General features: G+C 43.5%; 25 protein-coding genes. 15 read left to right on the forward strand and 10 right to left on the reverse strand.

The features are described from left to right. Nucleotides 1–11 precede the first annotated feature (11 nt). Genes ACE38W_RS13235 through ACE38W_RS13245 form a run of 3 tightly spaced genes read left to right on the forward strand, consistent with a single transcriptional unit; the run spans nt 12 to nt 3,935 of the window. Complete coding sequence (locus ACE38W_RS13235; RefSeq protein ID WP_375831525.1) at nt 12–1,460, forward strand: SusD/RagB family nutrient-binding outer membrane lipoprotein; 1,449 nt, start codon at nt 12–14, stop codon at nt 1,458–1,460. 25 nt (nt 1,461–1,485) lie between these two features. After that, nucleotides 1,486–2,763 carry a DUF5689 domain-containing protein gene (locus ACE38W_RS13240; protein WP_375831527.1) on the forward strand — a complete coding sequence of 426 codons (1,278 nt, stop codon included), beginning with the start codon at nt 1,486–1,488 and terminating at the stop codon, nt 2,761–2,763. A gap of 2 nt (nt 2,764–2,765) precedes the next feature. Then, on the forward strand, nt 2,766–3,935 hold the full coding sequence (locus tag ACE38W_RS13245) for a phosphatidylserine/phosphatidylglycerophosphate/cardiolipin synthase family protein (protein ID WP_375831529.1): 1,170 nt from the start codon (nt 2,766–2,768) through the stop codon (nt 3,933–3,935). A 122-nt stretch (nt 3,936–4,057) separates the two neighbouring features. On the opposite strand, the gene ACE38W_RS13250 is transcribed toward ACE38W_RS13245, so the two are convergent. From ACE38W_RS13250 to ACE38W_RS13295, 10 genes are all read right to left on the reverse strand, one after another. After that, complete coding sequence (locus ACE38W_RS13250; protein ID WP_375831531.1) at nt 4,058–4,861, reverse strand: hypothetical protein; 804 nt, start codon at nt 4,859–4,861, stop codon at nt 4,058–4,060. 68 nt (nt 4,862–4,929) lie between these two features. Beyond that, a complete protein-coding gene (locus ACE38W_RS13255; RefSeq protein WP_375831532.1) occupies nt 4,930–5,250 on the reverse strand; it encodes a hypothetical protein in 321 nt (106 codons plus the stop codon). Between the two features lie 202 nt (nt 5,251–5,452). After that, nucleotides 5,453–5,896: a hypothetical protein gene (locus ACE38W_RS13260; protein ID WP_375831533.1), complete on the reverse strand. Its 444-nt coding sequence runs from the start codon at nt 5,894–5,896 to the stop codon at nt 5,453–5,455. Nucleotides 5,897–5,947: 51 nt separating this feature from the next. After that, nucleotides 5,948–6,520, reverse strand: a complete 573-nt coding sequence (locus ACE38W_RS13265) for a hypothetical protein (RefSeq protein WP_375831534.1) — start codon at nt 6,518–6,520, stop codon at nt 5,948–5,950. A 5-nt stretch (nt 6,521–6,525) separates the two neighbouring features. After that, nucleotides 6,526–7,161 (reverse strand): hypothetical protein, encoded by a 636-nt coding sequence (locus tag ACE38W_RS13270; protein ID WP_375831536.1) that lies wholly within the window; start codon nt 7,159–7,161, stop codon nt 6,526–6,528. A 10-nt stretch (nt 7,162–7,171) separates the two neighbouring features. After that, the gene (locus ACE38W_RS13275; protein ID WP_375831538.1) at nt 7,172–7,513 is read right to left on the reverse strand and encodes a hypothetical protein; all 342 of its coding nucleotides are present in this window, start codon (nt 7,511–7,513) and stop codon (nt 7,172–7,174) included. A gap of 39 nt (nt 7,514–7,552) precedes the next feature. Then, entirely contained in the window at nt 7,553–8,071 is a 519-nt protein-coding gene (locus ACE38W_RS13280; RefSeq protein ID WP_375831539.1) for a hypothetical protein, read from the reverse strand. A 373-nt stretch (nt 8,072–8,444) separates the two neighbouring features. Next, the gene (locus ACE38W_RS13285) at nt 8,445–8,984 is read right to left on the reverse strand and encodes a hypothetical protein (RefSeq protein ID WP_375831541.1); all 540 of its coding nucleotides are present in this window, start codon (nt 8,982–8,984) and stop codon (nt 8,445–8,447) included. A 111-nt stretch (nt 8,985–9,095) separates the two neighbouring features. Further along, complete coding sequence (locus ACE38W_RS13290; protein WP_375831543.1) at nt 9,096–9,401, reverse strand: hypothetical protein; 306 nt, start codon at nt 9,399–9,401, stop codon at nt 9,096–9,098. A gap of 205 nt (nt 9,402–9,606) precedes the next feature. Continuing rightward, entirely contained in the window at nt 9,607–10,053 is a 447-nt protein-coding gene (locus ACE38W_RS13295) for a hypothetical protein (RefSeq protein WP_375831545.1), read from the reverse strand. Nucleotides 10,054–10,194: 141 nt separating this feature from the next. Between ACE38W_RS13295 and ACE38W_RS13300 the strand changes: the two genes are divergently transcribed. The 12 genes from ACE38W_RS13300 to ACE38W_RS13355 all read left to right on the forward strand — a co-directional run bounded on the left by ACE38W_RS13300 (nt 10,195) and on the right by ACE38W_RS13355 (nt 26,509). Then, nucleotides 10,195–11,082, forward strand: coding sequence for a hypothetical protein (locus ACE38W_RS13300; RefSeq protein WP_375831547.1), 888 nt, complete (start codon nt 10,195–10,197; stop codon nt 11,080–11,082). Between the two features lie 120 nt (nt 11,083–11,202). Next, a complete protein-coding gene (locus tag ACE38W_RS13305) occupies nt 11,203–11,763 on the forward strand; it encodes an RNA polymerase sigma factor (protein WP_375831549.1) in 561 nt (186 codons plus the stop codon). Nucleotides 11,764–11,847: 84 nt separating this feature from the next. After that, nucleotides 11,848–13,047 carry a FecR family protein gene (locus ACE38W_RS13310; protein WP_375831551.1) on the forward strand — a complete coding sequence of 400 codons (1,200 nt, stop codon included), beginning with the start codon at nt 11,848–11,850 and terminating at the stop codon, nt 13,045–13,047. Between the two features lie 129 nt (nt 13,048–13,176). Continuing rightward, nucleotides 13,177–16,803, forward strand: coding sequence for a SusC/RagA family TonB-linked outer membrane protein (locus ACE38W_RS13315; RefSeq protein WP_375831553.1), 3,627 nt, complete (start codon nt 13,177–13,179; stop codon nt 16,801–16,803). Between the two features lie 11 nt (nt 16,804–16,814). Continuing rightward, nucleotides 16,815–18,272 carry a RagB/SusD family nutrient uptake outer membrane protein gene (locus ACE38W_RS13320; protein WP_375831555.1) on the forward strand — a complete coding sequence of 486 codons (1,458 nt, stop codon included), beginning with the start codon at nt 16,815–16,817 and terminating at the stop codon, nt 18,270–18,272. A 17-nt stretch (nt 18,273–18,289) separates the two neighbouring features. Continuing rightward, complete coding sequence (locus tag ACE38W_RS13325) at nt 18,290–19,138, forward strand: putative zinc-binding metallopeptidase (RefSeq protein WP_375831556.1); 849 nt, start codon at nt 18,290–18,292, stop codon at nt 19,136–19,138. Between the two features lie 28 nt (nt 19,139–19,166). Beyond that, nucleotides 19,167–20,135 carry a hypothetical protein gene (locus ACE38W_RS13330; protein ID WP_375831557.1) on the forward strand — a complete coding sequence of 323 codons (969 nt, stop codon included), beginning with the start codon at nt 19,167–19,169 and terminating at the stop codon, nt 20,133–20,135. Nucleotides 20,136–20,254: 119 nt separating this feature from the next. Next, the gene (locus tag ACE38W_RS13335) at nt 20,255–20,932 is read left to right on the forward strand and encodes a hypothetical protein (RefSeq protein ID WP_375831559.1); all 678 of its coding nucleotides are present in this window, start codon (nt 20,255–20,257) and stop codon (nt 20,930–20,932) included. A gap of 81 nt (nt 20,933–21,013) precedes the next feature. After that, nucleotides 21,014–21,529 (forward strand): class I SAM-dependent methyltransferase, encoded by a 516-nt coding sequence (locus ACE38W_RS13340; protein ID WP_375831560.1) that lies wholly within the window; start codon nt 21,014–21,016, stop codon nt 21,527–21,529. Nucleotides 21,530–21,564: 35 nt separating this feature from the next. After that, nucleotides 21,565–22,461 (forward strand): DUF1444 family protein, encoded by an 897-nt coding sequence (locus tag ACE38W_RS13345; protein ID WP_375831562.1) that lies wholly within the window; start codon nt 21,565–21,567, stop codon nt 22,459–22,461. 390 nt (nt 22,462–22,851) lie between these two features. Continuing rightward, nucleotides 22,852–24,657, forward strand: a complete 1,806-nt coding sequence (locus ACE38W_RS13350) for a WG repeat-containing protein (protein ID WP_375831563.1) — start codon at nt 22,852–22,854, stop codon at nt 24,655–24,657. A 97-nt stretch (nt 24,658–24,754) separates the two neighbouring features. Next, a complete protein-coding gene (locus tag ACE38W_RS13355; protein ID WP_375831564.1) occupies nt 24,755–26,509 on the forward strand; it encodes a WG repeat-containing protein in 1,755 nt (584 codons plus the stop codon). The last annotated feature ends 30 nt before the right edge of the window (nt 26,510–26,539 follow it).

Consider the following 26,539-nt stretch of genomic DNA (forward strand, 5'->3'; position numbering starts at 1 on the left):
AAATGATTATCATGAAAAACTTCAGGATAACAACATATAGCATCTTATTAGCCACCGCAATGGCAGGTACTTCCTGTACCAAGGATTTTGTAAAACTGAATACTAATCCAAATACTTCTGATATAGCACCACCAGAAACCTTGCTGGCGCCAGCTATTTACTCTATGGTAAATAACAACCAGACAAGGGCCCTGCGTCTCACCAATGAGTTGATGCAGGATCACGTGACCATGATCAACTCCGATGAGATCCATCGTTATGTGATACGTCCCAGCGAGTCAGATAACATGTGGTCCAGCTGGTACACCGAACGTACCAATTTCCTGGACATGTATAACGGCGCAAAGGGCATCAATAATAAATCGTATATGGCTATAGGTGAGATCCTGGACGTATGGACAGTTTCCCTGCTGACGGACGTATTCGGTGATGTGCCTTATTCAGAAGCCAATAAAGGCCGTGATACTGTTTTCCAGCCTAAGTTTGACGCACAGAAAGATATCTATACCGATTTGTTTGCCAGACTGGAAGATGCCAATACTTTGCTGGCTGCAAACCAAACTCTCCCTACTGATAACGCACCGCTAGACCCTATGTATGCAGGTGATATTACCAAGTGGAGAAAATTTGGTAATAGTCTTTACCTCCGTTTACTCATGCGTGTATCGGGTAAGGCAGAGATGAATGCACCTGCTAAGATCAAGCAGATCGTAGAAACACCAGGCACCTACCCTATCTTCACCAGCAATACGGAATCTGCTATCCTGCGCTTTACTACAACTGCGCCATATACCTCTGCATTCAATACTTACAGGGATTATGATTTTAATGGCGATAATGGCCTGACAACCTTTTTTATTAATAACCTGATAGAATGGAATGACCCACGCATTGCCAAGTGGGCCAGCACCGTGAACGGCGCCTATGAAGGAGCAGAAAGTGGTTATGCACCAGGCGCAGTACCTGAGCGTAAATCCTATTACCTCGCTGCCCTGAAAGATGAACCATTACTCGGTAATATCATGAACTATAGCGAGCTACAGTTCATACTGGCAGAAGCTGCAGTGAAAGGTTATATCAGCGGTGATCCTGCAACGTACTATAACAATGGCGTGGAAGCAGGTATTACACTCTGGGGCTTTGCGTTGCCAACTGGTTACCTCACCAAAGACGGTATTAAGTGGAACCCCAATCTGACACAGGAAGATAAAATGGAAATGATTATGGTGCAGAAATATTATTCGCTTTTCTTCACTGACTTCCAGCAGTGGATAGAATATCGTCGTACCGGACATCCGGTGCTGCCTAAAGGTCCGGGCCTGAAAAACAATGGTGAGATGCCAGCACGTTTCAAATATCCGGTGGCAGTACAGTCACTCAACAAATCCAACTACCAGAAAGCAGTAGCAGCGATGGGTGGCGATGATATCAACATAAAAATGTGGTGGAATAAAAATTAATCATTACCAGTAAAAGCAAAAAAACATGAAACGTTTCTATATACCGGCGCTGGTATTTGCGGTGATGCCATTCATCGGATGTCTGAAAAAAGATATCGACTATGCACATGGCACATTGAGTCCACTGGCATCCATAGAAGTATTACGCAGTATTTATAAAGGACACGATGTGAAAGTAAGCACCGATAATCTTTCCGGTGCTTACCAGATCTCTGGTGTGGTGGTATCTGACAACAGAGGCAACAACCTCCCTGCTGGCACCTTTGCCATACAGAATTACGGCCGTGGAAACCTGAGAGGCGTGTTTATCTCTCTAGGCGAAAAAACTGCCATGCCATATACTGTTGGTGATTCGTTGGTGGTAAATGTGGATGGCGCTACGCTGCGCAACTACCAGGGCGCTTTACAACTGATAGATGTAAATGCCACTAAGATCCAGCTGGTAAAACAAAATGTAACGCCTATACGTAGAAGTATTTCTATGTCGGAGTTATCGAAAAACTTTAGCAGCTATGAAGCAACGCTGGTACAGGTTAACGGCGGTTTCCAGCAATTGCCTGGCGCCGCTGACGTGTATGAGGGTGTCAAAGGGATTACAGATGGGATTGATTCTTCCCTTTACTTGCGCACACTGAGTACTGCTACTTTTGCGGCCGAGAAAATTCCTGCCAGTGCCACCTTTACGGGCATCCCGATGTATTACAATGCTAAAGGCAACGTAACAGATAGCACTACCAGCAAAACACTGACACTGCGCACAGTTGGTGATGTTACCAATCAGAGTGGCCCGCTTTACTTCTCTTTCCCTGAAGATTTTGAAAGTCCGGATGCCAGCGTTAAAGGTAGCTATGCTGCCGCTGATGTGACGCTGAAAACAGGTTTATGGCGACTGGACCAGGCTATCCTGGCTAACACCAAAGACCGCGACAGATATAATCCTGCAGGTAAGCAGTGTATCCGTATGCAGCAGAACCTCACCACTTCCGGATATGTGATGATGAAATTTGACTTGCCTAATGGCGCCTCTAAGCTGACATTATCCTATGGCTCCTATTATACCGATGCCAGCTCCACCTGGAGATTGGAATACTCTATTGACCAGGGCGTGACCTGGCAGCAGATCGGCAAAGATATCAGCGATGCCGGCCCAGTGGCAAAAACAGCTACTTTCCTGATGGATATCCAGCAGCCGGTACGTTTCCGCATCAATAAGCTGGGACTCGGTACTACCAATGGTACCAGCATCCTGAATGGAAGACTGAGCATTGAGGATATAGCAGTTTATGAAAAATTAAATCACTAGTTGTGAAGATCTTTAAAGTTTGTCTGTATATACTCGCTATCACTTTCCTGGGTTGCCGGGAAGGTGAGGCGATGTATTTTGAAGGCGGCAAAGTAGTGCCGGTGCATATCAGCTTTCCTTCTGCGGTATTTACGGCCCCTGATGTGGTGGGCGCAGGGATATCGTCGCCACTGATCATGAACAGGGCTATTTCCTTGATAGACGCCACTCCTGCGGAGGCAGCGATACATATGTCTGCCTATGGCTTCGATCATAAAGGTATTATCAATGCCTTGAAGCGCGCCGCTAACAGAGGCGTGCATGTATTTGTGCTGATAGACATCAGCCGAGAAGAAACCCAGGAACAGAACCAGCCTGTAATCCGCGAATTACAGCATGCCGGTGCAAACCTGGTGGCTAAATCTTTCTACAATGATGCCAGTAAATCTGCTATCAATCATAACAAATTTATTCTCTTCTCTAAACTGGTAACAGACCGGGATACTGCCGCCAATATAGTGTTTCAGACCTCGCACAACTTCACCGAAGCCGATACTAAAAAAGTACAGGATGCCGTAGTACTGCAACAGGAAGGATTATATAAAGCCTATCTGAACTACTGGACAGATATGGAATCGCGTGCAGTATCCGGCATGAAGAATTATCAGTATAAAGAATATAATGATGATGTCGCTGGCATCCGCGCCTGTTTCTTGCCTATGCGTAAGAATGGTGCATTTACTGGCGATGATTTCATTATCGACATACTGAATGATATCACAGATCCTGCCAATACTACCGTTCGTGTGGGAATGTCTGATTGGGTTAACAGTCGCTTAAACGTGGCCCAGAAGCTACATGAGCTGCTGAAAAAAGGTGCTAAGATTGAGCTGGTTGTTAAAAATAAAATCGACGACAGCATTATCGATGAGATAGCGCAGATGGAAAAAGAAGGCGCTTATGTAAAGATGCTGAACCTGGAAGACAAGTCCAGGCCGCGTCAGAACATCCATAGCAAGTTTATGATGATAGATGGAGAATACCAACATCAGCGTGTACGCATGGTCGTTACCGGCTCACATAACTTTACGCAGAACGCCTTGCAAAACAACTGCGAAACGGAGCTGTTATTACGCGATCCAGGCATCTATAGCGCTTATGAAGATAATTATAAAGGCTTGAAAAATATGTAACAGTAAACTGTGAAAAAAGCTGACCGGGGTAATCTATTTCAACACACAATTTTACTTACGGTTGCAAAACGCAAAATGCCATCATTTGATGGCATTTTGTATTTATGGTAGTGAAGATCATTTTAGCAACCTACGAAATCATTCATAGCAACAACATGTAAGAGTTCTGTTTTACTGCGCCCGGACGACAAGAAAAGCGTAGGCCTGTAGAGGTTATAATGGTAAGTGGTGTTCATGAGTATGTCGGGGAAGCCATCACCATCCATATCCCCTGCCAGCATTATCTCGGGGATGCTGTCATCCAGGTAGCTGTGTTGTACCAGCAGCTGTGTTATCTGCCCGCCATCTTTCATACCTACCAGGAAAAGCCGGTAATGATAGATGGTTTCATCTCCAGGCCTCTTAACAGTATTGCCGGTGGCGTATAATTTATAGTCAGCGCCATTGAACTTAAATGCAATGGTATCGCCCGGCTTTAGCGTGGTATTACGTAGGCTAATGGCGGGGATAATACCTTCCTGCAATGCTGGGACAGCGTTAACCAAACTGATTACAGAGTCTTTGGTATTTGGCGCATCTATCTGCCATCCTTTTTCACCTTCGAGTACAGGATCATCTACCCTGCTGAATTGTAGCAGTATGGAGGTATAATAATAGTTGCTGTCTGTTCTGTAGATAGCATACCATTTGCTGGCGGTATCAGCACTTTTAAACTCTTCGGGGTGGCAGATACCTAAGGAAGACAGGCTTCCGGGAAAATGATCTCCTGAAGGGATAGCAGCGATTTCCGGGAAGTTCATGGTGGTATCTACCGCTACTTTTGGCGTATCGATAACAGGAGTTGATGCCACCTGTTGCGGTTGTTTATTACCGAAATTACAAGCAGCAAACAGGAAAAGGCAAAATGGTAAATAGCTAAACTTCATGTAGACCAGATAAATTTACAGAACGCGAAGATAGACAATCAGCATAAATATACTTTTGCCGAAGTAAACTAGCTTTTGGTAGTATCTGCATCAAAGAAGATTTCTTCTTCCTGTGGCTCGATGTGATGCATAGCCTTCTTGAAGCATGTTCTGAAGATGAAATGCCCTAATCTGAGCACCACCCAGCTAAGAATTGTGATAGCCCCTGCAAATATTGGTATAAAGAATATAGAAAATATCAAGCCTTGAATACCCACCTGGTTTCGTCCATCCCATTGTACAGTAGCGACGCCAAAAAGGCTCATTATACCACAAAACAAGAAAATTGGTGCCAGGCCACAGGCATACAGGAGAAATAAAGATTTAAAATTTAAATTGATTTTCTTCATAGGAGATAAGTTTTTATCAATAATTACCGGTATTTGTGCGCTCGTTGGTGCTCTAAAATATTAATACTCAGCTCAGGAACAAAACTGCTACAGTTGGTCTACCTCAAAATGCTAATAAAAGTCGTGGTGGCGAAGGTATTCATTTATTTACATGAACCTCTACGCCTGGTGGATTAATTTCTTTGGATAAAACAGCAGCAATTTATTCAAAGTTGCAGACAGCCATGAATACCATTGCTTCATTGGAAGGTGGCTCGCTTATTTTCTCTGTTTTAATTGATTTCACAAATTTATCTAGCAGCGGCAGTAGTTTTTTCGTTTTGTTGCTGTCTGCATCCGTATCATAGTTGTAACTGTAGGTCTCTACACCGTTCTTGCTGATAGCAGCCTGGTTAACTCTGTAGCTAATGATCATGCCAGCGGTATCAATATATAATAATACGGAGCCAGTGCCTTTGCTTCCTTTTTCAAAGATATCTGGGGTTACCTTGATGACTGGATCATATTTTAATTCGAAGGGGATTTGCTCCAGCGGGTCCGTAATAGTATCGTGTTGGATTTCCATGGCAGCAGAAGGCATTTTAAGCCCGCTATGATTACAGGCCGCCAGGAAAATGATCAGCATTATACCAGCGCAGATTTTCATGAGAACAATTTGTGGATCAACAATAAATACTACGTTGCTAAACGGCTGCCCCTAGTGCCTGATTGCCGGGAAATAAGTGATCTGACAAACCCTTAGTGTATCCGGAATATCATGAACAGATGCAGCACCATAGTAAAGATCGGGAATATCACTGACATCAAAAGACAATACATATCGATTATCATCTTTAAAATAATACTCCAGGGTACCGTCGGGGAAATTCTTGTGGTGAATGGTATCTATATAAGCCTTGATATCCTTGAATAAGGCCTTAGGATGAAGGTCCTTATTTATTGATAAATGCTCATCATAAAAGCTTACCCGATCTAAGGCCAGGTTATTTAACCAGTTAGACTCCGCACAGAAACTGAGTTGTTCATTTTTACAATAGGAAAAAGCGATCCAGGAGGCGTTGCTACCTTCCGGATCACTTTCATCTGTTTGAACGATCCTATAGTCTTGCAGGGCAGCAATTTTATCCAGGTCCAGGAAATTGGTGGATGTTAGCAGAGACACGATATGCGGGATGTCCGTATCCACTGGATGCTGGTTATGCTTCTTCTGTTCATGATTGGACTGGCAGGACCAACAGCATATCAGGAGAAAGAGTAAGTATTTATGCATGACAGTTAATTTCTACGGTCGAAAGTGGCATCGGTTTTAAATACGATGGATTGTTCGTCTCTTTTGTCTTTATCAAAGAAACCCCTCCCTTCATACGTTACGGAGACCTTTATCATCAGCTTAGCGGCAATGTTTTTCCATTCATGGGTGGCCTGACCTTGATTTTTTGTCGATGACGAATGATCTTTACCTTTGTGAGTATAAACCTTTTCTGATTCCTCAATATACATAAACGTACCCAGCGCACGCTCTGTATTAACCGCTTCATAAGTATCAATCGATATATACACCCTGTCATTGATACCTAATTCTGCTAATTCATAAACAGCACTTCCAGATCCGGCCGTGTTTTCAAAAACGTTTTTGATGAAGGTAGTCAGGGCCTGATTATCCTTGTCTTTTAAGCGCCTGTCATGCTTTGCTAAAAGTTTAGCCACAAAATCATTGATCCTGGATTGCCTGACATCCATCTCTATATTACAAGTGGAGGTATTCATATCTTGATATGCCGGTATTGTATCTGTTCTTTTAACCAATATAACATGGTTGGGTTGCAGGTTATGATAAGAATATGCAGCTGCTACCTTTGTAATCAATAATATGCAGAGCATTAAATACATTGCTTTTGAATAAAGAAACATGCTCCTCATATTATTCAAATTCATTTTTCACCGCATTACGAAAGAAATAGATAATCCCGGCGCCAGTGGCGAGCAGCGCTATGCCAGTTAGAATAGCATTAATACTGTTAAATATAAAGCAGGTGGCAGCCGCTAAAAGTGTATCAGTAATCAGGATGCGAAAGGAACGTAGCCGGATATTGGTACAGACCTTCAAAGCCCAGGCAAGAAAAGTGGCTCCAACACATAATTGAAATTTAAAATAGTAATCTTCACTGATGCCGGCGTCAATCGCAAAAATGTAAAACAGGATAAACCAGGCATATATTATATAGGTCAGTAGGGCTGTGGTGGCGAGAATAAATCTCCTCATACAAAAAAAGTATTGTTTAATTTTATTAGATGTGTGTTTCTATTTGGAGTGCATGGCTGCTACGTCAAAAGTACCATTAGTCTTAAATAGGATGGCTTGTGTATCCGATTTTCCACCATCTAAAATGCCATTGGCGTGGTATTCTACCTCCACTTTTACTATAAGTTGTGCCGCCACTGTTACCATTTCGTCTATTCCTGCAGCGCTTTTTCGTGTCGTAGTTCCGTTCAGCTTTATTTCAGTTTCTGTTTTTTTGTTCCGGTTAAAAGTTCGAATGATTTTTTCGGTGCCAGGAACTTGGTAAACAACAATAGAAATTATAACCAAATCAGGTGTTCCCCAATCTGGTAGCTCATATGCTATGAGACCGTAGCCATGTTTCAGTAGCGCTTCGTCGATGCACTGCGTCAAGGCATCCACATCTGCTTGTTGAAAGGCATGATGATGCAACGCAAATGTTTTAGCCACAAAACGCTGAATACTATTGAGGTTTAGGTCTGTCGCAATATTGGAACTACTATTATACAATACCTTGTATTTGGCAGTCGAGTCTTCCAAAACATTAATCTTGGTTATTTTGGTAACACTATGCTCCAAATGAGCAGAGGCTATCACAGAAATAATTATTATAATTATCAATAAGAAAATGCGCCGCTGATAGTAAAACGCTTTAGTGTCAATTAGGAAATTTATATACTTCATCCTTCAGCTGGTACTTTTTTGGATCAATTTTATAAAAGTGAATGTAGTTTTACCGGATCCGCCTTTTTCACTTGTGCAGAGACTGACATTGTCAGCAAAGAAATTAGTAGTAAGAGCGAGAATATTCCGTAACGCATAAGTATAGAATTTTTATTGAGTAGATATTGACGTGATGCCATTTCAATATTCATCGTCTAGCTATCTTTTCGTTTCAGTATTGATCAAATTCCTATTTTTCTTTTGACCTTGCTGGTGGAGGAACTGGTGGTGGCAGAGGCACGCGTGCGCCAGTTGCAGGTTTTAAAACGGCCGGCTTACTAAACATTTGTTCCGCAACTATGCCTGCCCTGTTAGAAAAAAACAGTTTACTAATGACTGTATCTGTATCATTTGCAAATGTTATTTCTACTTTATATAGGTCTTCATTTCTAGCCTTATTTGTACTTATACAATAATATATTACAGCCTGATCTCCTGGTTTCGTTATGATGCGAATGGAAGGTACTGTGATCGGAGTAACCGCAGATAGCTCTTCAGCTGCTTTCAGCCAGGCCTTTTTAAACTCCGCGCTGGTCCTATGTTTGGAACTGATTAGTGGTAAGGTATGCTCAAAGTCTTTCTGCTCCAGGTAGCTCATAAAAGTGAGCGCTATTTGCTGCTGTTTTTGCAGCTTTAGCGTTGATTGCGCATAGCTTTTATGTTGATTAAAAAAAATGATACAGATAACCCAAACGGTTATACGCAGGCATAGGCGACTGCCATTCTTCATATAAAATTTTTATTAAGATATCGGCAAAATATTGATATTGGTCAAGGATACAAAAATAAGCCATCCAAGATACTAATCACGATAATGCATATAGTAATTCTAACTTAACAGCTATCCTTTTAAAATGGCGCTCACCAGCAGCAGGCTGAGTCCTACAAATGCATAGAATAAGGCATCAGCAATATTTAGAAGCTTGATGGCCTTGTTTATACGTTTCAACATTATCTCATCGGTGAGGCTATCTCTGAATTGTTTTAGCTCTTGCTGTCTGATCCTTCCACCCCAGCGGGTTTTGATCCTTGCGCCGGTATCAAGATCAATATCTCTTGTCTGGATACCAGCATAACATCCAACAATGAAGCCTCCACTCCAGGCGCCTACAATTAGTATAGTCAGAATAAATTTGATATGCATCATCCAGTTACATTGAGCAACCTAATAAGTATAGAAAAAGTGAAGGTAACTATTCGCTTATATAAATATGTATACCACGGCCTCCAGGTGTGAGCAGCGGCATATAAATATCGGTAGTACAAGCCAGAAAGGACTTTCAGGGAAAGATACTTAAATAAATTCCAGCAAAAATAAATTTATCCAGTAAGACGCACATCATCTCACTCCATTATCCATATACGTAATACAACAAACAACCTACAAAACATAACAAGGTAAGCAGATGCAGGATACAATGCTCCAGGTTAGGCACAGGGTTTTTGCCTCTGGAAGGAAGAATAATAATTGTTTGTCCGAATGTACGGGTATAAAGCTCCTGCCAGTTTTTCTGCCAGGCAAATCTTGGTCCGAAGAAATAAGCTGTCCACCATGTATAAAACTCTCCTGCCAGCATCAGTCCTAGTTCGATGCAGGCCACCAGCACAATTTCCCGGTAACCAGACAGTAACGCCAATACCGGGAATCCCATTGACAAGAAATTTATGCTTGCTTCCAGGATACGCTCTCTCCGTGTATAATTACGGATATTATTAAATGGATACAAGTCCATATTAGAGGTCAGCTGATGGTAGATCAGATGGATGTTAGTAAGGATGATCGCAGCGAGGTACAACATAAGCAAAAAGATATTCAAATATGCATCCCTGGCTATTATTAACAAAGAGGCTTTCGGTTGGCCCCCGGTCATAATCGGTAAAATGCAGCAAAATATCGGTTAAAAAGATATCTTCGCCGTGGCTTTTATCGATATTCGTTTATGCGTTTTTGTATACTCATTCTATTATTATCCATTGGTTTTCAATATAGTCAAGCGCAAACACCAACTGTTGGCGGCTTATATTATGCGCAGACTAGTCCGGCGGGCAGCGGCAAATCCAAGGTGTATACTTACCTACGCCTCTATATTGATGGTACTGCCATTGCACAATTTGTAAACAGCGACAATGCCGAAGCGGTAAGCAAGTGGTTTGGCTGGGGCAGGAAATACAGTATGCGTGGCCGTTATGATGTCGATGGCGGCTCGATAAAAATCCATCTCAGCAACGAAGGAGTCCCTACTGACACCAAACTGGAAGGTATTTCCACCCGCGTGCTGGAAGGCACCCTCAACGAAGGAAAACTCTGCCTCTCCGATAGCGGCAACACTCAAAAATACTGCTACCGCTTCCTGGAAACCAAAGATACCACCAGCTTTAAATTCTCCGCCCTCAAGCCTATGATCACGCTGCCTGGCGACTGGCGATACAATGGCGTGAATGCAGAATCAAGACAAGTTTTTTTCAGGAATGAAAGAGGCACCGGCCTCGCTGTTACGATTCTCGAAGATAAGGCCCTCGATGAAACTAAAGACCTCCCCGGCGACTATGTGAAAGCGCTGGCATACTACCATTGGCAGGCCGACTACCTCAGTGAAGAGCCTAAAGTGAACGTAAAACTACTCAAACAGGCACCTGAAAAAGGCTACCTGATATGGGAAGCTGAAGTCGCAAACAGCCCAGTGGCCAACACTTTCCTGATGGCCTGTAATAACCACCTGCTATACAACCTTATGCTGTTTAACCAGGCTGTCAGCCAGGAACGTAGAATGCAAATGCTGGAAGATATCTATAATGCCAATAAAACAAACTCGGAGTCTGCCAACTAACCACTGCGGCCAGTCGGCAGCCAACCAGCCGAACCGCTCATAGAATTAGGCTATGTACTCACATAAATTGTTTTATCTTGTTGTCATCAGTACCCTATACCATTTAATAAATATCAACCCTTGCCCTCAGCGAATGACTATATAGAATCTGTGCTGCTACTGCATGTTGCCCAGGGCGATGAAAAAGCCTTTACCCGCCTCGTGGTCATCCATTCAGGCCCGCTCTATACTTTCCTCTGCAAACATCTTGACAACAAAGAATTAGCGGAAGAAATAGTACAGGACGTGTTTACACAAATCTGGCAAACCAGAGAAACGCTGGCAGAGATACGTAATTTTCGTACGTTCCTCTACGTTATTTCGCGTAATCGTATGCTCAACGAGCTAAAGAAAATGACCCGGGAACGCAAGCAAAGGCAGGCCTGGATTAGCCAACAGCCGGAAACAAGCCCCGAGCAAGACGAGCAACAAGTAATTGAAGAACAGCATAGCCTGGTGGATAACGCTATCAGTAAGTTACCCCCCCAGCAACAAAAAGTATGGCTGCTCAATCGCCGCGAAGGCCTTACCTATAAACAGATCGCCGGCGAATTGAATATCTCCCGCGAAACGGTAAAAACCTATCTGCAGCTGGCCAATCAAACCATTGCCAGGTTTCTCGCTACTAACCTGAACGCCTAAGTGAAAAAATATTTTATTTTTTTTCTCCCCCACTACCCCCTTTTTTAAATTCCTGTTGTCCTTATAGTGTAAAACCGCAATACCTTGGAACATCAATCGTCCAGACTGGCATATCTATTTGAGCTTTCCTGCAGGCAGGCGCTCTCCGACGAGGAACGTAAGGAACTGGATTCCCTTATGGAAGCTCCGGAAGCCACCGCCCAACTGGATCAGCTGCTGAGAGCCAGCTGGGAACAAACCGAAGATGATGGTTCCCTGAACATGGACAGTCGACGGAAAATGGCCGCAGGAATTATAGGAAATAGTCGTCATCGAACAATGACACTCCTCTTCTCCTGGCGTTCAGTAGCCGCTGCTGCTGCCATTGTAGCAGGTATAAGCGTGTTTAAGTGGATGCAACCCCGTATAGCCCATACCGGTAGTATCGCCATGGTGGCCGACCCAGCCCCTGGCCGTGAAGGCGCTATACTTACCCTCTCTGATGGCAGCACCGTGGTGCTCGACAGTCTGAAAGATGGTAAACTGGAACAGGAAAAAGCCGGTAATGCAGTACTAAAAAACGGGCAGCTGGCCTATCAACAAAAAAGTGAACAACAAAACGGACCAGTGGTATACAATAGTATCTCCACGCCCCGTGGCCGTCAATATCACCTGCAACTGCCTGATGGTAGCCGCGTATGGCTGAATGCCGCCACCACCTTGCGTTATCCGGTAGCCTTCAATGGAAAAGACCGTAGCGTAGAAGTAAGTGGAGAAGCATATTTTGAAATCGCACAGGATGTCAACAAACCATTCCGCGTGCATTTCACCTCCACTACCGGTAGCAGCAAAGATGGTATCGTGAATGTATTAGGCACCAGCTTTAATATCAGCGCCTATCAGGATGATATGGCCGCCAGGGTAACCCTCATCACCGGAAAGGTAATGGTGAAGCCCTCAATAGTATCAACCAATGAAAGTATATTAAAACCAGGCCAACAGGCGGAAATGAAGTACAGTGGCAACAACGCCTTACTGGTACAACAAGCAGATACCGCCAGAACCCTTGCCTGGAAAAATGGAATGATGAACCTGCACAATATGCCATTGTCGGAAGTAATGAAACAGATTTCCCGTTGGTATAATATTGATGTAGTGTATGAAGATGTCATCCCTGACATCACCTTCTGGGGAGAGATCAGCAGAAGTGAGAACCTGTCAACCGTTCTGGAGTTCATGGCTGCATCTGGATTGAAATTTAAGATCGATGACAATGGCAGAAAGCTGGTTGTCAGAAAACTGTAGGCTATAATAAGTTGAAATATAACAACGATGATCTGTACAGAAAAAAATCCTGTATGGTAATGTAGTGCTATGCCTTTAGTGTAATAACCAAGGGTAGGAACATTTATCAATCAAAACTAAACCCGATCTATGCAAATGCACACCTATGTGGGCTGTCCTCCCAAGGACCGGCCAGGTACGCTATGGAAGAGACTGGCGGCCTTTGTATTCATGCTGACCTGCTTACATATCAGTGTAAGAGGTAGTACGCAGAACATGACCATTTCAGGAAAAAGAATCCCCGTAGAACAGGTATTCATGTCTATCAAAAAACAGACTTCCTTTGCAGTGGTATGTAAATCATCCCTGATCAAAGGATTGAAACCTGTAGACCTGGATATAACGGACATGCCCCTACGTACTGTGATGGATGCTACCGTTAAAGAACAAGGCCTGCAATATACCATTGGCAAAAGTTCTGTTTTTGTGTATGCAGATTCCGCTGCCTCCACCCACCACACTCCTGCTACTACCACTCCTATTGTAATACAGCAGGAACCTGTAACAGGTAAGGTAAGCGACTCTTCTGGCGCTCCTATTCCCGGCGTTACCATCTTCGTAAAAGGTAAGTCTACCTCCGCACAAAGCAGCGGCGCCGATGGCAAGTTTTCTATCCAGGCAAACGAAGGAGATGTACTGGTTATCTATCATCCAGGATTTACTACCCGCGAAATTGTAGTCCACAAAGGTAAACCACAGAATATCACTTTACGCCCTGCTGAAAAAGCGTTGAATGAAGTGATCGTTACCGGTTTCCAGTCACTTAACAAAGAAACCTTCACTGGTTCTGTTGGTAAGGTAGATAAATCGCTTATTCAGCGTTCAGGCGTTGGCGATGTATCACACATGCTGCAAGGCGCCGTTGCCGGCGTGGCAGTAGAAAATGTTTCTTCTACTTTCGGTACTACTCCTAAGATCCGTATCCGTGGTAGCGCCTCTATCAGTGCCAACCAGGAACCATTATACGTAGTAGATGGGGTACCTATTACCTCCCCTGCCAATATTCAACCCAACCAACTCTATTCCGGCGATCCTGCAGCCCTCCTGGGTTCTGCAATTGCCGGCCTCAATCCTAACGATATTGAAGACATTGTAGTGTTGAAAGATGGTTCTGCTACCTCCCTCTATGGTACCCGCGCTGCAAACGGCGTTATCTCCATTACCACTAAAAAAGGTAAAAAAGGCGACCTGGTCGTAAATGCCGGAACCGCATGGACACTGGGCGTGAAGCCACAAGTAGCCACCTTCAACCTAATGAACTCCAAAGAGCAGATGGACCTCTCCGCAGAACTCTATCGCTACGGTTATCTCTCTGTACTCAACTACCCTTCCAGCACTGGTGCTTTTACTGATATCTACAACCAATACACACAACGTAAAATTTCCGTAGATCAGGCCAACGCCATGCTCAACAAAGCGAGAGGCGTTAATACCAACTGGTTCGATGTATTGTTCCGCAACAACATCGTACAGGAACATAACCTCTCTCTGAGCGGTGGTAACGATATCGCTACCTACTTCGTTTCAGGAAGCTATCTCCACGATGATGGACAGGCTATCGGGTATAACGTAAACAGATATACGGTTAATTTCCGTAGTACCGTTAACGTTACGAAGAAACTCGACATCGACTTCTCTACCAATTTCTCATACCGTGATCAGCTCGCACCAGGTACTTTCAATAGCGCCACCTCCAATGGTGCTACCACCCGCGACTTCGAGCTGAACCCATTCAGCTACGCCGCCAACACCAGCCGCGCCATGGTGCCTTATGATGAAAATGGTAACTATAAATATTATCTCCGTGACTATGCACCGTTCAACATCTTACAAGAGCTGAACGAAAACTTCAACACCCTGAAATCACAGGAGATCAGGACCGCACTGCGCCTGAACTATAAGATCATGCCAGGCCTGCGTTATGAGGCATTGCTCTCCGCCCGCAAAGTGTCTGCTGATAACAACCACGTGATGACAGAACGTTCTAACGTTGCTGCCGCCTACCGTGTGGACAACCCACTCTCCATTGCTGAAATGAACCCACTGCTGTACAAAGACCCGAATGACCCTAACGCGATCCCACAAACGATCCTGCCATTGGGTGGTATCCTTGACCAGCGCAGTACCAGAGGTACTTTCCTTACCATGCGTCATGCACTCAACTACAATCATCTCTTTGCCAACAAGCATGAGTTGAATGTATTCGGTGGTTTCGAAATCGGCGCCGATAAAGTGAACTATTCCTATGTAAGAGGTTATGGATATCAATATTATTCAGGCCGTATCATCTCTCCTAGTGAACTGGCCATCCGTCAGGCTTTACAAAGAGGTGATCAATACTACCAGGAAGGTTTCACGCATGAAAATAAAACCGCGTTTTTCATCAACACCAACTATACCTACCAACAGAAATATATGCTGGACCTCGCGGCCAGAGTAGATGGTAGCAATATGTTTGGTACCGACACCAAAAATCACTTCCTGCCTACCTACAGCATTGGTGCTGCCTGGAACGTGCATAGAGAAAACTGGATGGAAGCCGTTACTGCCTTCGATTACCTGAAAGTGCGTGGTAGCTATGCACTCCGTGGTACCGCCTGGCAGAACTCTCCCGCTATCAACGCAAGATATCAGAACTACAACCGTGGCGATGATAACTATAATGAGTTGGGCTTACGTATTACCAACCCTGAACTCTTTAACCTCAACTGGGAAAGAGATTATACCACCAGCTTTGGTATCGACCTGGGATTATGGAATAAATTTACTTTGACAGCTGAGTTCTACAACCGCGATAACAAAGACCTTGTGGCTGATCGCAATGTATCCTACGAAGATGGCTTTGGTACCAAAACCATCAACTGGGCCAGCATGAACAACAAAGGTATAGACGTTACACTCGGTATCAAGAACATCATCCAGACCAAAGACTTCCATTGGAATTTCAATATCCTCGTTGGTCAGGTGAAGAATACGGTTACCAGTGGTACTTTCTCTCCATTGCTCACCAACAAAACCTCTCCTGATGGTTATGGTGCGCAGGGCAAACCATTACATGGCCTGTATGCCTATAAATTTGCCGGCCTGGATAAAAACAATGGTCAGCCATTATTCTATGGTGCAAAAGGCGCCATCATGGATAATATCCTGCTGACATCACAAGACGACAGCCTGATTACGTATATGGGTTCACGTGATCCTACTGTTACTGGTTCTTTCACCAATAGCTTTAACTATAAAGCCTTTGAACTCCGCTTCTTCTTTACTTATAGCTTTGGTAACAAGGTATTCAGAAACCCGATAGTAAGCCGTATCTATCCGGATAATATGGCTACCCAGAAGGATGTGGCGGCACGCTGGCGCATTCCTGGTGACGAGGCTTATACCAACGTTCCTGGCCTGGTATCCAATATCCAGAACGCATACTATAGCTCTGCATTTATTGAGCGTGAATTTGCATACAACAGAAGCGATGTAATGGTAGTAAATGCAGCTGTATTACGTTTGAGCGAGATTAATCTCTCTTATGATTTTGTGCCACGCTATAAACCTAATCAGCGCAAGGTTATCAGAAATGCAAGACTTTCACTGGCTGCCAACAACCTGTATTTCTGGGCAGATAAAGATCTCAGAGGCGTAGACCCTCAGAGCATCATCAGCGGCGTAAGCTTGCCTAACCCTACCACCTATACGCTGAAACTGAATGCCTCATTCTAAACAGAAACCAGATGAAACAATTTAAAAGCACCATAAAGCATGCCGCTGTAATCCTGGCTGTGAGCAGTCTGGCCTTCAGCAGCTGTAAGAAATTCACGCAGGAGCCATACGACAACAGGGCACCATTAAATACGACCAAAGAATATGCACAAGTACTCGTCAATGGTTATCCGATAAGGCATGATCTGTATACAGACATCCTTACAGATGATTATGACTATCATGCAGGACTGGCACAGGCTTCCAATATCACGTATTATCTGCCCATGTATTTATGGAAAGATGATTACCCTGATAATGCCGGCACTGGCCCTGCGCGCGCCTATGCGGAGTACTATGCTAAAATATATGTAGCCAATGTGGCGCTGGAAGGCGTTGACAAAGCCACCGGCACCGCAGAAGAAAAAGCGGCCATCAAAGGAGAAGCAAAGCTGATCCGCGCCTACTGCCACTTTATATTGGTAAATCTTTTCGGACAACACTATGATGCCGGCACCGCTGGTACGAGTCTGGGGATACCGATTGTTACTGCTGTTGCCCGAGGTAATATCAACTACTATAAACGTAATACCGTAAAAGAAGTATACGACCAGGTAGAAGCAGATGCGACTGATGGTCTGGCATTACTCCAGCAGGGCGGATCCGCCGTGAGCACTAACCCTTATCATTTCTCCATTGCCGCTGCCAATGCTTTTCTCTCCAGGGTTAAGCTCTATAAAGGAGACTGGGCAGGCGCCGTACAGTATGCGGACGCAGTTATTGCACAGAAAGGCCGCAGCGTAAGAGTTTTAACGGAAGATCTTCCGTATAAAACCTCCAGCGGTATTCCTTTCTTTGCCAACAGATTCATGGACCCGGCCTCTCATCCAAATATCCTCATGCTCGCATATAATGCAACACTGGGCCCAATTACCCCAACAGGTTTCAGTATTTGTGGATTTTTCCCAAGTGATTCCATTTATGCATTGTACAAATCCAATGACCTGCGCAAACAGGTATTTACATCTGTAGGTACTGTTATCGATCAGCGCGTGATTGCCATTAAATACGCTACCCAGCCTAACAGCCCCAATAACACGCCTATCAAAACACCTTATTTCTCTATGGAAGAAGTGTTACTGAACCGCGCAGAGGCCCTGTTAAGGAATAATGGTTCCGTTGCTGATGCACTCACCGACATCGAAGCATTACGCGCACAACGCTATTCTCCTTATACCAAACTGGACGTAAACATCGCGCCTACGGCGTTGCTGGATACTGTTCTGCTGGAAAGAAGAAAAGAATTCATCAACGAAGGCTTACGTTGGTTCGATATCAAACGTCTTAAAATTAAGGTACTGCATAGACTTGGCAGAAATGAAGCGCCAGCAGCGACACTTGATGTGGCCGACTTACGTAAAGCCATTCAAATACCGCGACTGGAACAAGAAAGGAACACACCTATTGCCAGTGAGCTGAACCCTCGTTAATGTTAACTTATTTGCGTATGAAAAAGCTTTTTAAATTATCCATAATAGCGGCCGCTGTAGCAGTGACTTTCAGTTCCTGCTATAAAGATAAACAGCCGATTATTAACGACACCATCGACTACTTCCCTATCGGCACGCCACAAAATGCGCTGGATACATTGATATTACAGCTGCGTAAAACTTATGGCGTTACAGTAGTATACAAATTTGATCCGCGTGTGATCGATCCTACTACCTTCTATGTACCTGCACTTTACAAAAAAGTGTTGCCTTATACCAGGAACGTAGTACAACATATGTGGCTGGAGCCAATTGCTAAGTTTGCACCACTATTTGGTAAAAATGAACTCCCCATCGAATACCTGACCATCGGCACCGGTATACATTTCAACTCTATCAACTCCGGGCTCGCTGCCGGTGCAGGTTTGAACGGACAATACTATAGATTAGGCATGGGTGCAGTAGATAGCTATGACTTCGATCTGGCATGGATCAGGGATCATATATGCACAGTTTATCATGAACATGCACACCAGCTGGACCATAAATATGGCCGTCCTAAAGGATATGATCAGGTAAGCCAGGGTACTTATTATAACCTGGAATTCCAAAGTCATACCGATGCGCAGGCACGTAAAGATGGTTTCTTCACGGCCTATGGTGGTTATCTTCCTGAAGAGGATTTTGCTACAACAGTAGAAACGATGATCCGCTATCCTAAAACGATAGTGCTGCAACAGGCATCTCAGAATCCTAAGCTGTTGAAGAAATACAAGATGGTGTACGACTTTTATACCAGCAAAGGTATTGACCTGCATGCCATGGAAGTGAAGCTGGATTCAGTAATCAACACACTGCAACCCTGAGTAGTCTATCATGTTTAAATCAAGAAAAATGAGCAGAACCCATCAATTACTTGCTTTGCTGATACTCTGCATTGGCGTGGTGAGTTGTACTAAATACGATAATGATATTGACCTGGACCGCACTGCGGCAAAGCAGGCCGAGTTGAACAAAAAAATAGAATCGTATCTCGCTGATGCACCTAACGGATGGCTGATGCTGATCCCTAATCCGGATACCAGCATTGTAACGGCAACGCCTATACTCTTCCGTTTCGACACTGCGAAAAAGACATACACCACTAAATCTCCATACCCCGGTCCAGGTGCGCCTGAACAATATCAACTAAGCAGCGCTACTGGTTCTCCATTGCTTAGCTTTGCCAGTGGCTCAGTTATAAGTACACTCTATGAACTGGGTGGTGTAAGTGATTACTATTTCAAAGTATTAGATGCTAAGCCTGATACCATTGCTATCCAGGCATACCGCAAAGGAACCATCTACGCACCAGAAGGAGGTACACAACTGAAACTGGTTCGTCAGAAAACACCATTAGCATGGTTCAACGCTGATTATGACCTGGTAGATATTCTCACTGCCGACGACAGTCCTATGGCGCAGTGGCTGGACAATCCAGTAAACCTGACTTTCAAGAATGGCAGTAAAGCTGCGTTACAACTGGTATTCCAACAGTTTACACCGGAAGATATGGCATTCTTCGATAGCCAGATTACTGGCGCCAGAAACTTCGGAGGTACTGTAACTGCTGCGTATGTCAACAGAAGCACCGCAGCGCCATGCGTTTATTACCTGTCAAGGAATGCTATGTATACCTACGTAGAGCGCTATTGGAACCCTGCGGCCTGGTTCCAGACATTGCCAAATTTCGTAGTAAAAACTACTAAAAGTAATTACCTGCTGGTTAGAAGCGTAAACGATGCTCATACACAATTGCAGCTTTTTGCAGTAGATAAAAACGGCGATGAGGTCATTACAGGCACCTTTTCGGCCGCACGATAATTGGTTTTTGCATAAACATTCATAAATTAGGGTAAATGCCGGTTTCCACTTCTGGAGACCGGCTTTTTTTATTTGCCGGTGAATCAAAGTCAGTATCTTGCGCCATTAATGTTGTACCCATGAGATGCAAATTTACTGTAGCAGCAATGATCGCCATTTGCGCGTCCTATACCAGCGCCAAAGCCCAAGGCATTTTTACCGATAAAAAAAATATCTATACCGAAAGTTATTTTAGTACCGGCTATTATCTACTGAAAGATTCTTCCATCAGGAAAGGCTTAATTAAATACACCTTCGATACACCAGATAGATTCCGATTCCGGGAAGATGTAAACAGCAAAGCCATCACCATCACTGCAGAGGATTGCATAGGATTTTATGAAGACGGTGATCAGGCTTTATTTACCGTACTGGATAATGTGAAACTGCCGACCAAATCTCTGGTAAACAAAACAGCAGGTAAATGTTTCGCGGAAATCCGCATCCAGGGCGACCTAAACCTTTATGTAGTCTATTTCCAACAGGCCAAACCATTATTTGGCGATGTTACAGACTTCAGTGCTTCTCTTGATGCGAGCCAGAATCGCAACACCAAAAGACTACCTGCGAGCACTTTTGTACTTAGCAAAAAAGGTGTGCCAGGCCATTTGGTAGTACCAGCGAAAAACAAAAATTTCCGGGCAGACCTCAGTGAATACCTGGCCGACAAACCCAGTGTAGTACAGTTTATCAACGGCAGTCAACTGACAAAGGACAACATTGATGTTATCGTACAATCATACAACACCAGTAAATAATCAGGTCGTCATATGAAGGAGCGTTGACACAATACTTTTGAGTCAGCTCTTCTTTTTTGCTGAATAGCGTACCTTAGTAAAATGGAATTACGGGAAGCGATTGCATTGATTAAACACACTTATCCAGCAGGCACCTGGGCCGACCTTGGCTGTGGCAGCGGGCTATTCACTTTTGCGCTGGCTAACCTCCTGCCACCGGAAAGTACGATCTATGCCATAGATCAACAGCCCGTAAGATTGGATACCTTTCCTAATCCACATCATATCCATATCATTACCAAACAGCTGAATTTTGAGCAGGAACAGTTGCCTGCCAAAGATTTCCGTGGTATCCTCCTGGCTAACTCCCTACACTATGTAAAAGATAAGCATACACTGATACGACAGCTATCCAGGCACCTGACGACGGATGCACAGTTCCTCATCGTGGAGTACGACACCAACGCCGCCAATACCTGGGTGCCCTACCCTATAAAGTATCCTGCACTGCAACAACTTTTCAGGGATAACGGCTTTGCATCCAGCAAATACCTGGGCGACAGGCCTTCCGTTTTCAGGTCAGGTAAAATGTACGCAGCTATATTTTCCCGTACATAAAAAAGATGTAAGTTTGTTGACCTTATTCAGCCAAAATGGTAGCATACTACATTATTTTCTGTGCAGTGGCAGTGGTAGCATTAGCGCTGTACCTCTGGAAGCGTTCCCAAAAACATAATTCCTCTGAGCCCCTGCTGAGCCAGGCCAGCTTTACAATGGAATGCCTGGAAAGACTCCGGCAGGAATATCCGCAATACCATTTCACAATGGCGCCCAACCTCGCACTCAGAGGCCATCTTGGAGATCATAGCTTCGAAATATTTACGGATAACAGCTACCGCCAATACCTGCAGCATCCTGAAAATAAATCCACCCTGATAGCCAAACTGACTATCATGCCGCATATGAGCAATATCCAGCAGCATTCCAATCCGGAGACGGCTGATATACTTCCTATTATACGTAACGTAAAATATGCTGCTGACCTGATGGAGAAGCTGGCCGCCTCCAGTACTTCGACTCACCTCGCCCTGGCCCAATATAACAGCGATCTTGCCATCATCTATGTATTGGATACAGCAGAACAATTCCGCTACCTCACCATTGAAGAGCTGCCGGCACTTGGACTAGACATACACACCATACATACCATCAGTTTGAATAATCTGCGTAAAAAACTTAAACAGGTTAAGATTACGCAACTCCGGACAGGACTCTATTCCCTCAAATGCGACAATACCTATGAAAGCAGTTTCATACTGCTGGAAGAATGCTGGTCTAAAGAAAATTTTCCAATAGAAAATTTAATCATGACTGTTTCCAACAGGAACCTTCTGCTGGTTACCGGATTTGAAAATAAAGAGCTGCTGCAACCTTTAATGGAGACGGCTTTGAAATGCTACAATACTGAATCTTATCCTATATCTCCTCTGCTGTATCAGCAAAAAGCCGGCAAATTTGAAAGAATGGAAACGATGAGTGTTTCTGTTTAAGATCATTATTCGTGACAACTTTTCTATTCTCCTCCAATTTAATGGAAGGCAAGTTTGTTTCAGCTAATAAAGATGGAGACAATGAGTTATTCAGGAAAAAATAGCCATAGCAGCAGGATTGCGCGTCTTTCTGTTCTTCACCTTTCTGATACTGATTCGTATCAAACAAAACGGATAACAGCCTGCCTCGACAGATACATTACTTTCTTCCTTTGCTACTAAATGCAAAATGGAAGTATTGATAGAATTCTCGGCTATCATCTAAGGAAACGATGTGATTCGTTCCCTTTATTTATGATTGATTAAAACGCTGCCTCCATACCTGTAACCTCATTACTGCATAATTATCCAGAAAGCAGTAATATTACGATGTCCTAAACACTACATCCTATGATCAGCAGGAAAATACTTTTCCTCCTAATGCTACTCTCGGGAGTTGCAGCCTGTAATTTCCCTAAAGACAAACCACTATTCATATTTACTGAGCATGGTAAAGTCGGTTTTATTGATCAACAAGGTAAGATTATCATACCACCTGTTTACGCAGAAGCTGATGATTTTTCAGAGGGACTTGCTGCCGTAAGATCAGACGGCTATTTTGGTTATATAGATCCATCTGGAAAGATGATCATTTCTGCGGCTTATGACCGTGCTGAAGCCTTTCATAACGGCATGGCATTAGTGTATAAAGGCACGCAGGCACAGTATATCAACAAACAGGGGAAATTAGTTTTTACCTCTTCATATGCAAAAGTAGATCGCTTCAAAAATGGTTATGCACAAATAACAACTACCACGCAAATGATGGGCGTTATTGACAGCATAGGTCATCTTGTGGTTGATACTATCTACAACCATCTGCTTTATTATAATAAAAATCTCATCTTTCTACATAAAGCATATGAAAATCATCGGGATTCCTTTGGAGCAATTAATTTGAATGGCAAAATGGTGTTGCCTTTCTCCCGCTTCCAATTGCTGGAAATAGCTGAAAAAGGTTACTTCATAGGCCAAACTTACCCTGTTAACAACAGGACTATTTACATGCTAATGGATACTACACTTCACGAAATCTATCGCTCCGATACTTCCAACTATACGCTGGAAGCCTATTCCAATGGTCGTATTATCGCCACTAAACGGGATAGCATCAACCATATTAACTACTCCCAGGTAATCGATACTACTGGAAAAATATGGTACAGAGATGAAGGGAGAATCAGACCATATAAGAATAACAGAGCCATTGTAGAAAAAGGAGAAGGGGAAAACATAGTAATCGATCCTTATGGCCATACCATCGATACCTGCTACAATATTGAGACGTACGAATTTGATTATGGAGTGGCTTTTGTACAAAAAAGCAATAATGATGAGGAAGAATACTGGATGATAGACACCTGTGGGCATCGCCTTGGAAAACACTCTTTTCATTCAATCAAAGCGGTGCATCTCCAAGGCGAATATTATGAATTCAGCAAAGGAGAATTTATAGGCATTGTAGATAAAAAAGGAAATATAGTAGTACCTGCAGTCTTTGATAGCGAGTATCCTGTGGAAATAAGAGATGGTATCATCAAAGGAAAAATCAATAATGCAATCGTCTACCTTAATTATGATCATAAAGTAGTACGCGCCACCAGGCCCGATCCTACAAAGCGACCATTGAATATTAGTGAGCAACGTAGCGGATATACGTATGTATTGTCTGCCGGAAAAGAACTGGATTTACCTCCTGGTTTTGAACCATTCCCGCAACCACAACCAATCACTGCGGCCAATAATTTCCGGCCAGGGCAATTACAAATAAGGGTCAGAACAGATACCAGTATCCTCTTCGAAGCGAAATATTTGGGTTATCCCTTACTGATTGCCAATACCACTACAAAGCCCATTGATATTGATACACAAGATTCAGGATTGTATTTAGTACTGCAAGCTTATTACAATAATCGATGGGTAGATGTTGAATACCTGATGGACGTGATATGTAACGATAGCTATGGTACCGAAACCCTTGGCCCGCAGCAGTACTGGATGACTACCTGTCCGCAATATACCGGCAGTATTAAAACCGACCTACGGTATAAACTAGCTAATAACGTAGATAGCACTACGCACACCTACATATTCAGCAATGTTTTCAAGGGCAGCATCAATCCAGGACAACTATGGCGAGAAAAAAAACACTATTAATTATCTTTCTGTAATATAAATTCCTATCCTATGGACCGTTGGAAAACATATCTCCTCTTCATGCTGCTGGCAGGGGTTTCCGCCTGTAATGCACTTAATGATAAAACCATTATTTATCTATTGGGAGAAAGACAAAGTCGGTTTTATTGATCAACAAGGTAAGATTATCATACCAGCTGTTTATGCAGAAGCTGATGATTTTTCAGAGGGACTCGCTGCCGTAAGAAAGGATGGTTACTTCGGATATATCAATACATCCGGTGCATTGGTAATTCCTGCAAAATATGATTATGCAACCTCCTTCCATGAAGGCATGGCACTGGTTTATGAGGGAGAAAGGCCTATTTTCATTAACCCAAAAGGAGAATTTCAATTTGAATCACCTTTTGAATCAGCCAGCTCCTTTTTACATGGACTGGCAAAGGTGCGAGGCCAACAAGGAAAGTATGGCATCATCAATAAATCTGGGAAACTTTTGGCAGATACGATATACCAGAGAATTACAGCTTATTCAAACAATCTGTTTCTCTTCTATAACGACAATCACGATATTGAAAAAATGGCGCAATTTAAAGACGATACTTTTCATACTGTCATTGGTTATTGCGACATCTTGCCGTTACAAGATGGTTATCTGCTTGCCCGAAAAGCAGACAACAATAAAATCAGTGTGCTATTTGATTCCACTTTTCACGTCTATTTGCATGCTTCAGATATTAGTATGTGTATAGAGCATGCGGCTCCCACAAGGATCATTTCGAAAAAATATTCCGGTGATCATCGCATATATATACAAATAACGGATTACCAAGACAAACCTTTTTTTAGAGATACCAGTACCGCATCAGTTATACGATACCTTGGCGCTAACAGGTATTTTGTAAAAAACTACAACCATGATAAAGGCATTATCATAAACCAATTCGGCCAATTCCTGGACTCCATTTACGATGCAAGCTCAGAACTATTTTACCAGGGTGTAGCTGTGGTGCAGAAAAACCCTTTCGAGGAATCTCAACTTGTAGATACCAGCTTAAAGCCTGTTGGAAAAATAAATGGTAGTGTGGATGATACCTGGTCTTTAGCGGAAGGCTTTGTTGTATTTTATAACAACGGTCATAGAGGTATAGCTGATTTAAACGGCCACGTGATAATGAAAGCTGGTCTGGACCAGGATAGCAGGATAGTATTAAGAGATGGACTTTTTTTAACCACCTTAAAAGACAAACCACTTTATATCAACCAACAAGGGAAAGTAATTTGGGCGATGCAGGCCGACACGATAAAACGCCCATTAAACGTGAGTTCCAAGAACTATGGAACCTTTGCTGTAAGTTCAGAGCCTCCTCATGAAAATAGTCCAAGGTATCGTTTCTTCAAGTATGAACTACCAATGCCCGCACCTATCCAGCCTACACAAAAATTTGCTCCAGGCAAAATACAGGTGATTGTAAATACAGATAGCGTGATGGGCTATAACAGTAGTACACTTGGATACCAGGTATGGCTGGCCAATACTACTGATACGCTAACTACATTTCATGTCCAGGACGGAAGGTTATACATGGTAGTACAAGCCTACCAGGATAACGAATGGACAGATATCGAATACCTGCCATCCTCTTGGTGTGGCAACTCCTACGGCACAGAAGAGCTGAAGCCGCAAAAGTATTGGTCGCTGGTATGTCCGCAATATACCGGCGCTATCAAAACTAACCTGCGTATCAGGCTCTCTTCCGGTGATGAGCATGGTTTTACAGTCTATTCTAATGTATTTAAAGGAAGTATTAATCCCGGACAGCTTTGGAGAACCACCCGCTATGTTTCCAGCAACATCATGGACCCTTATTAAAAATATATCAGCATAAAAGCGAAAGGCATC

It is taken from the genome of Chitinophaga sp. Hz27 (assembly GCF_042263525.1).
Taxonomy (GTDB): Bacteria; Bacteroidota; Bacteroidia; order Chitinophagales; family Chitinophagaceae; genus Chitinophaga.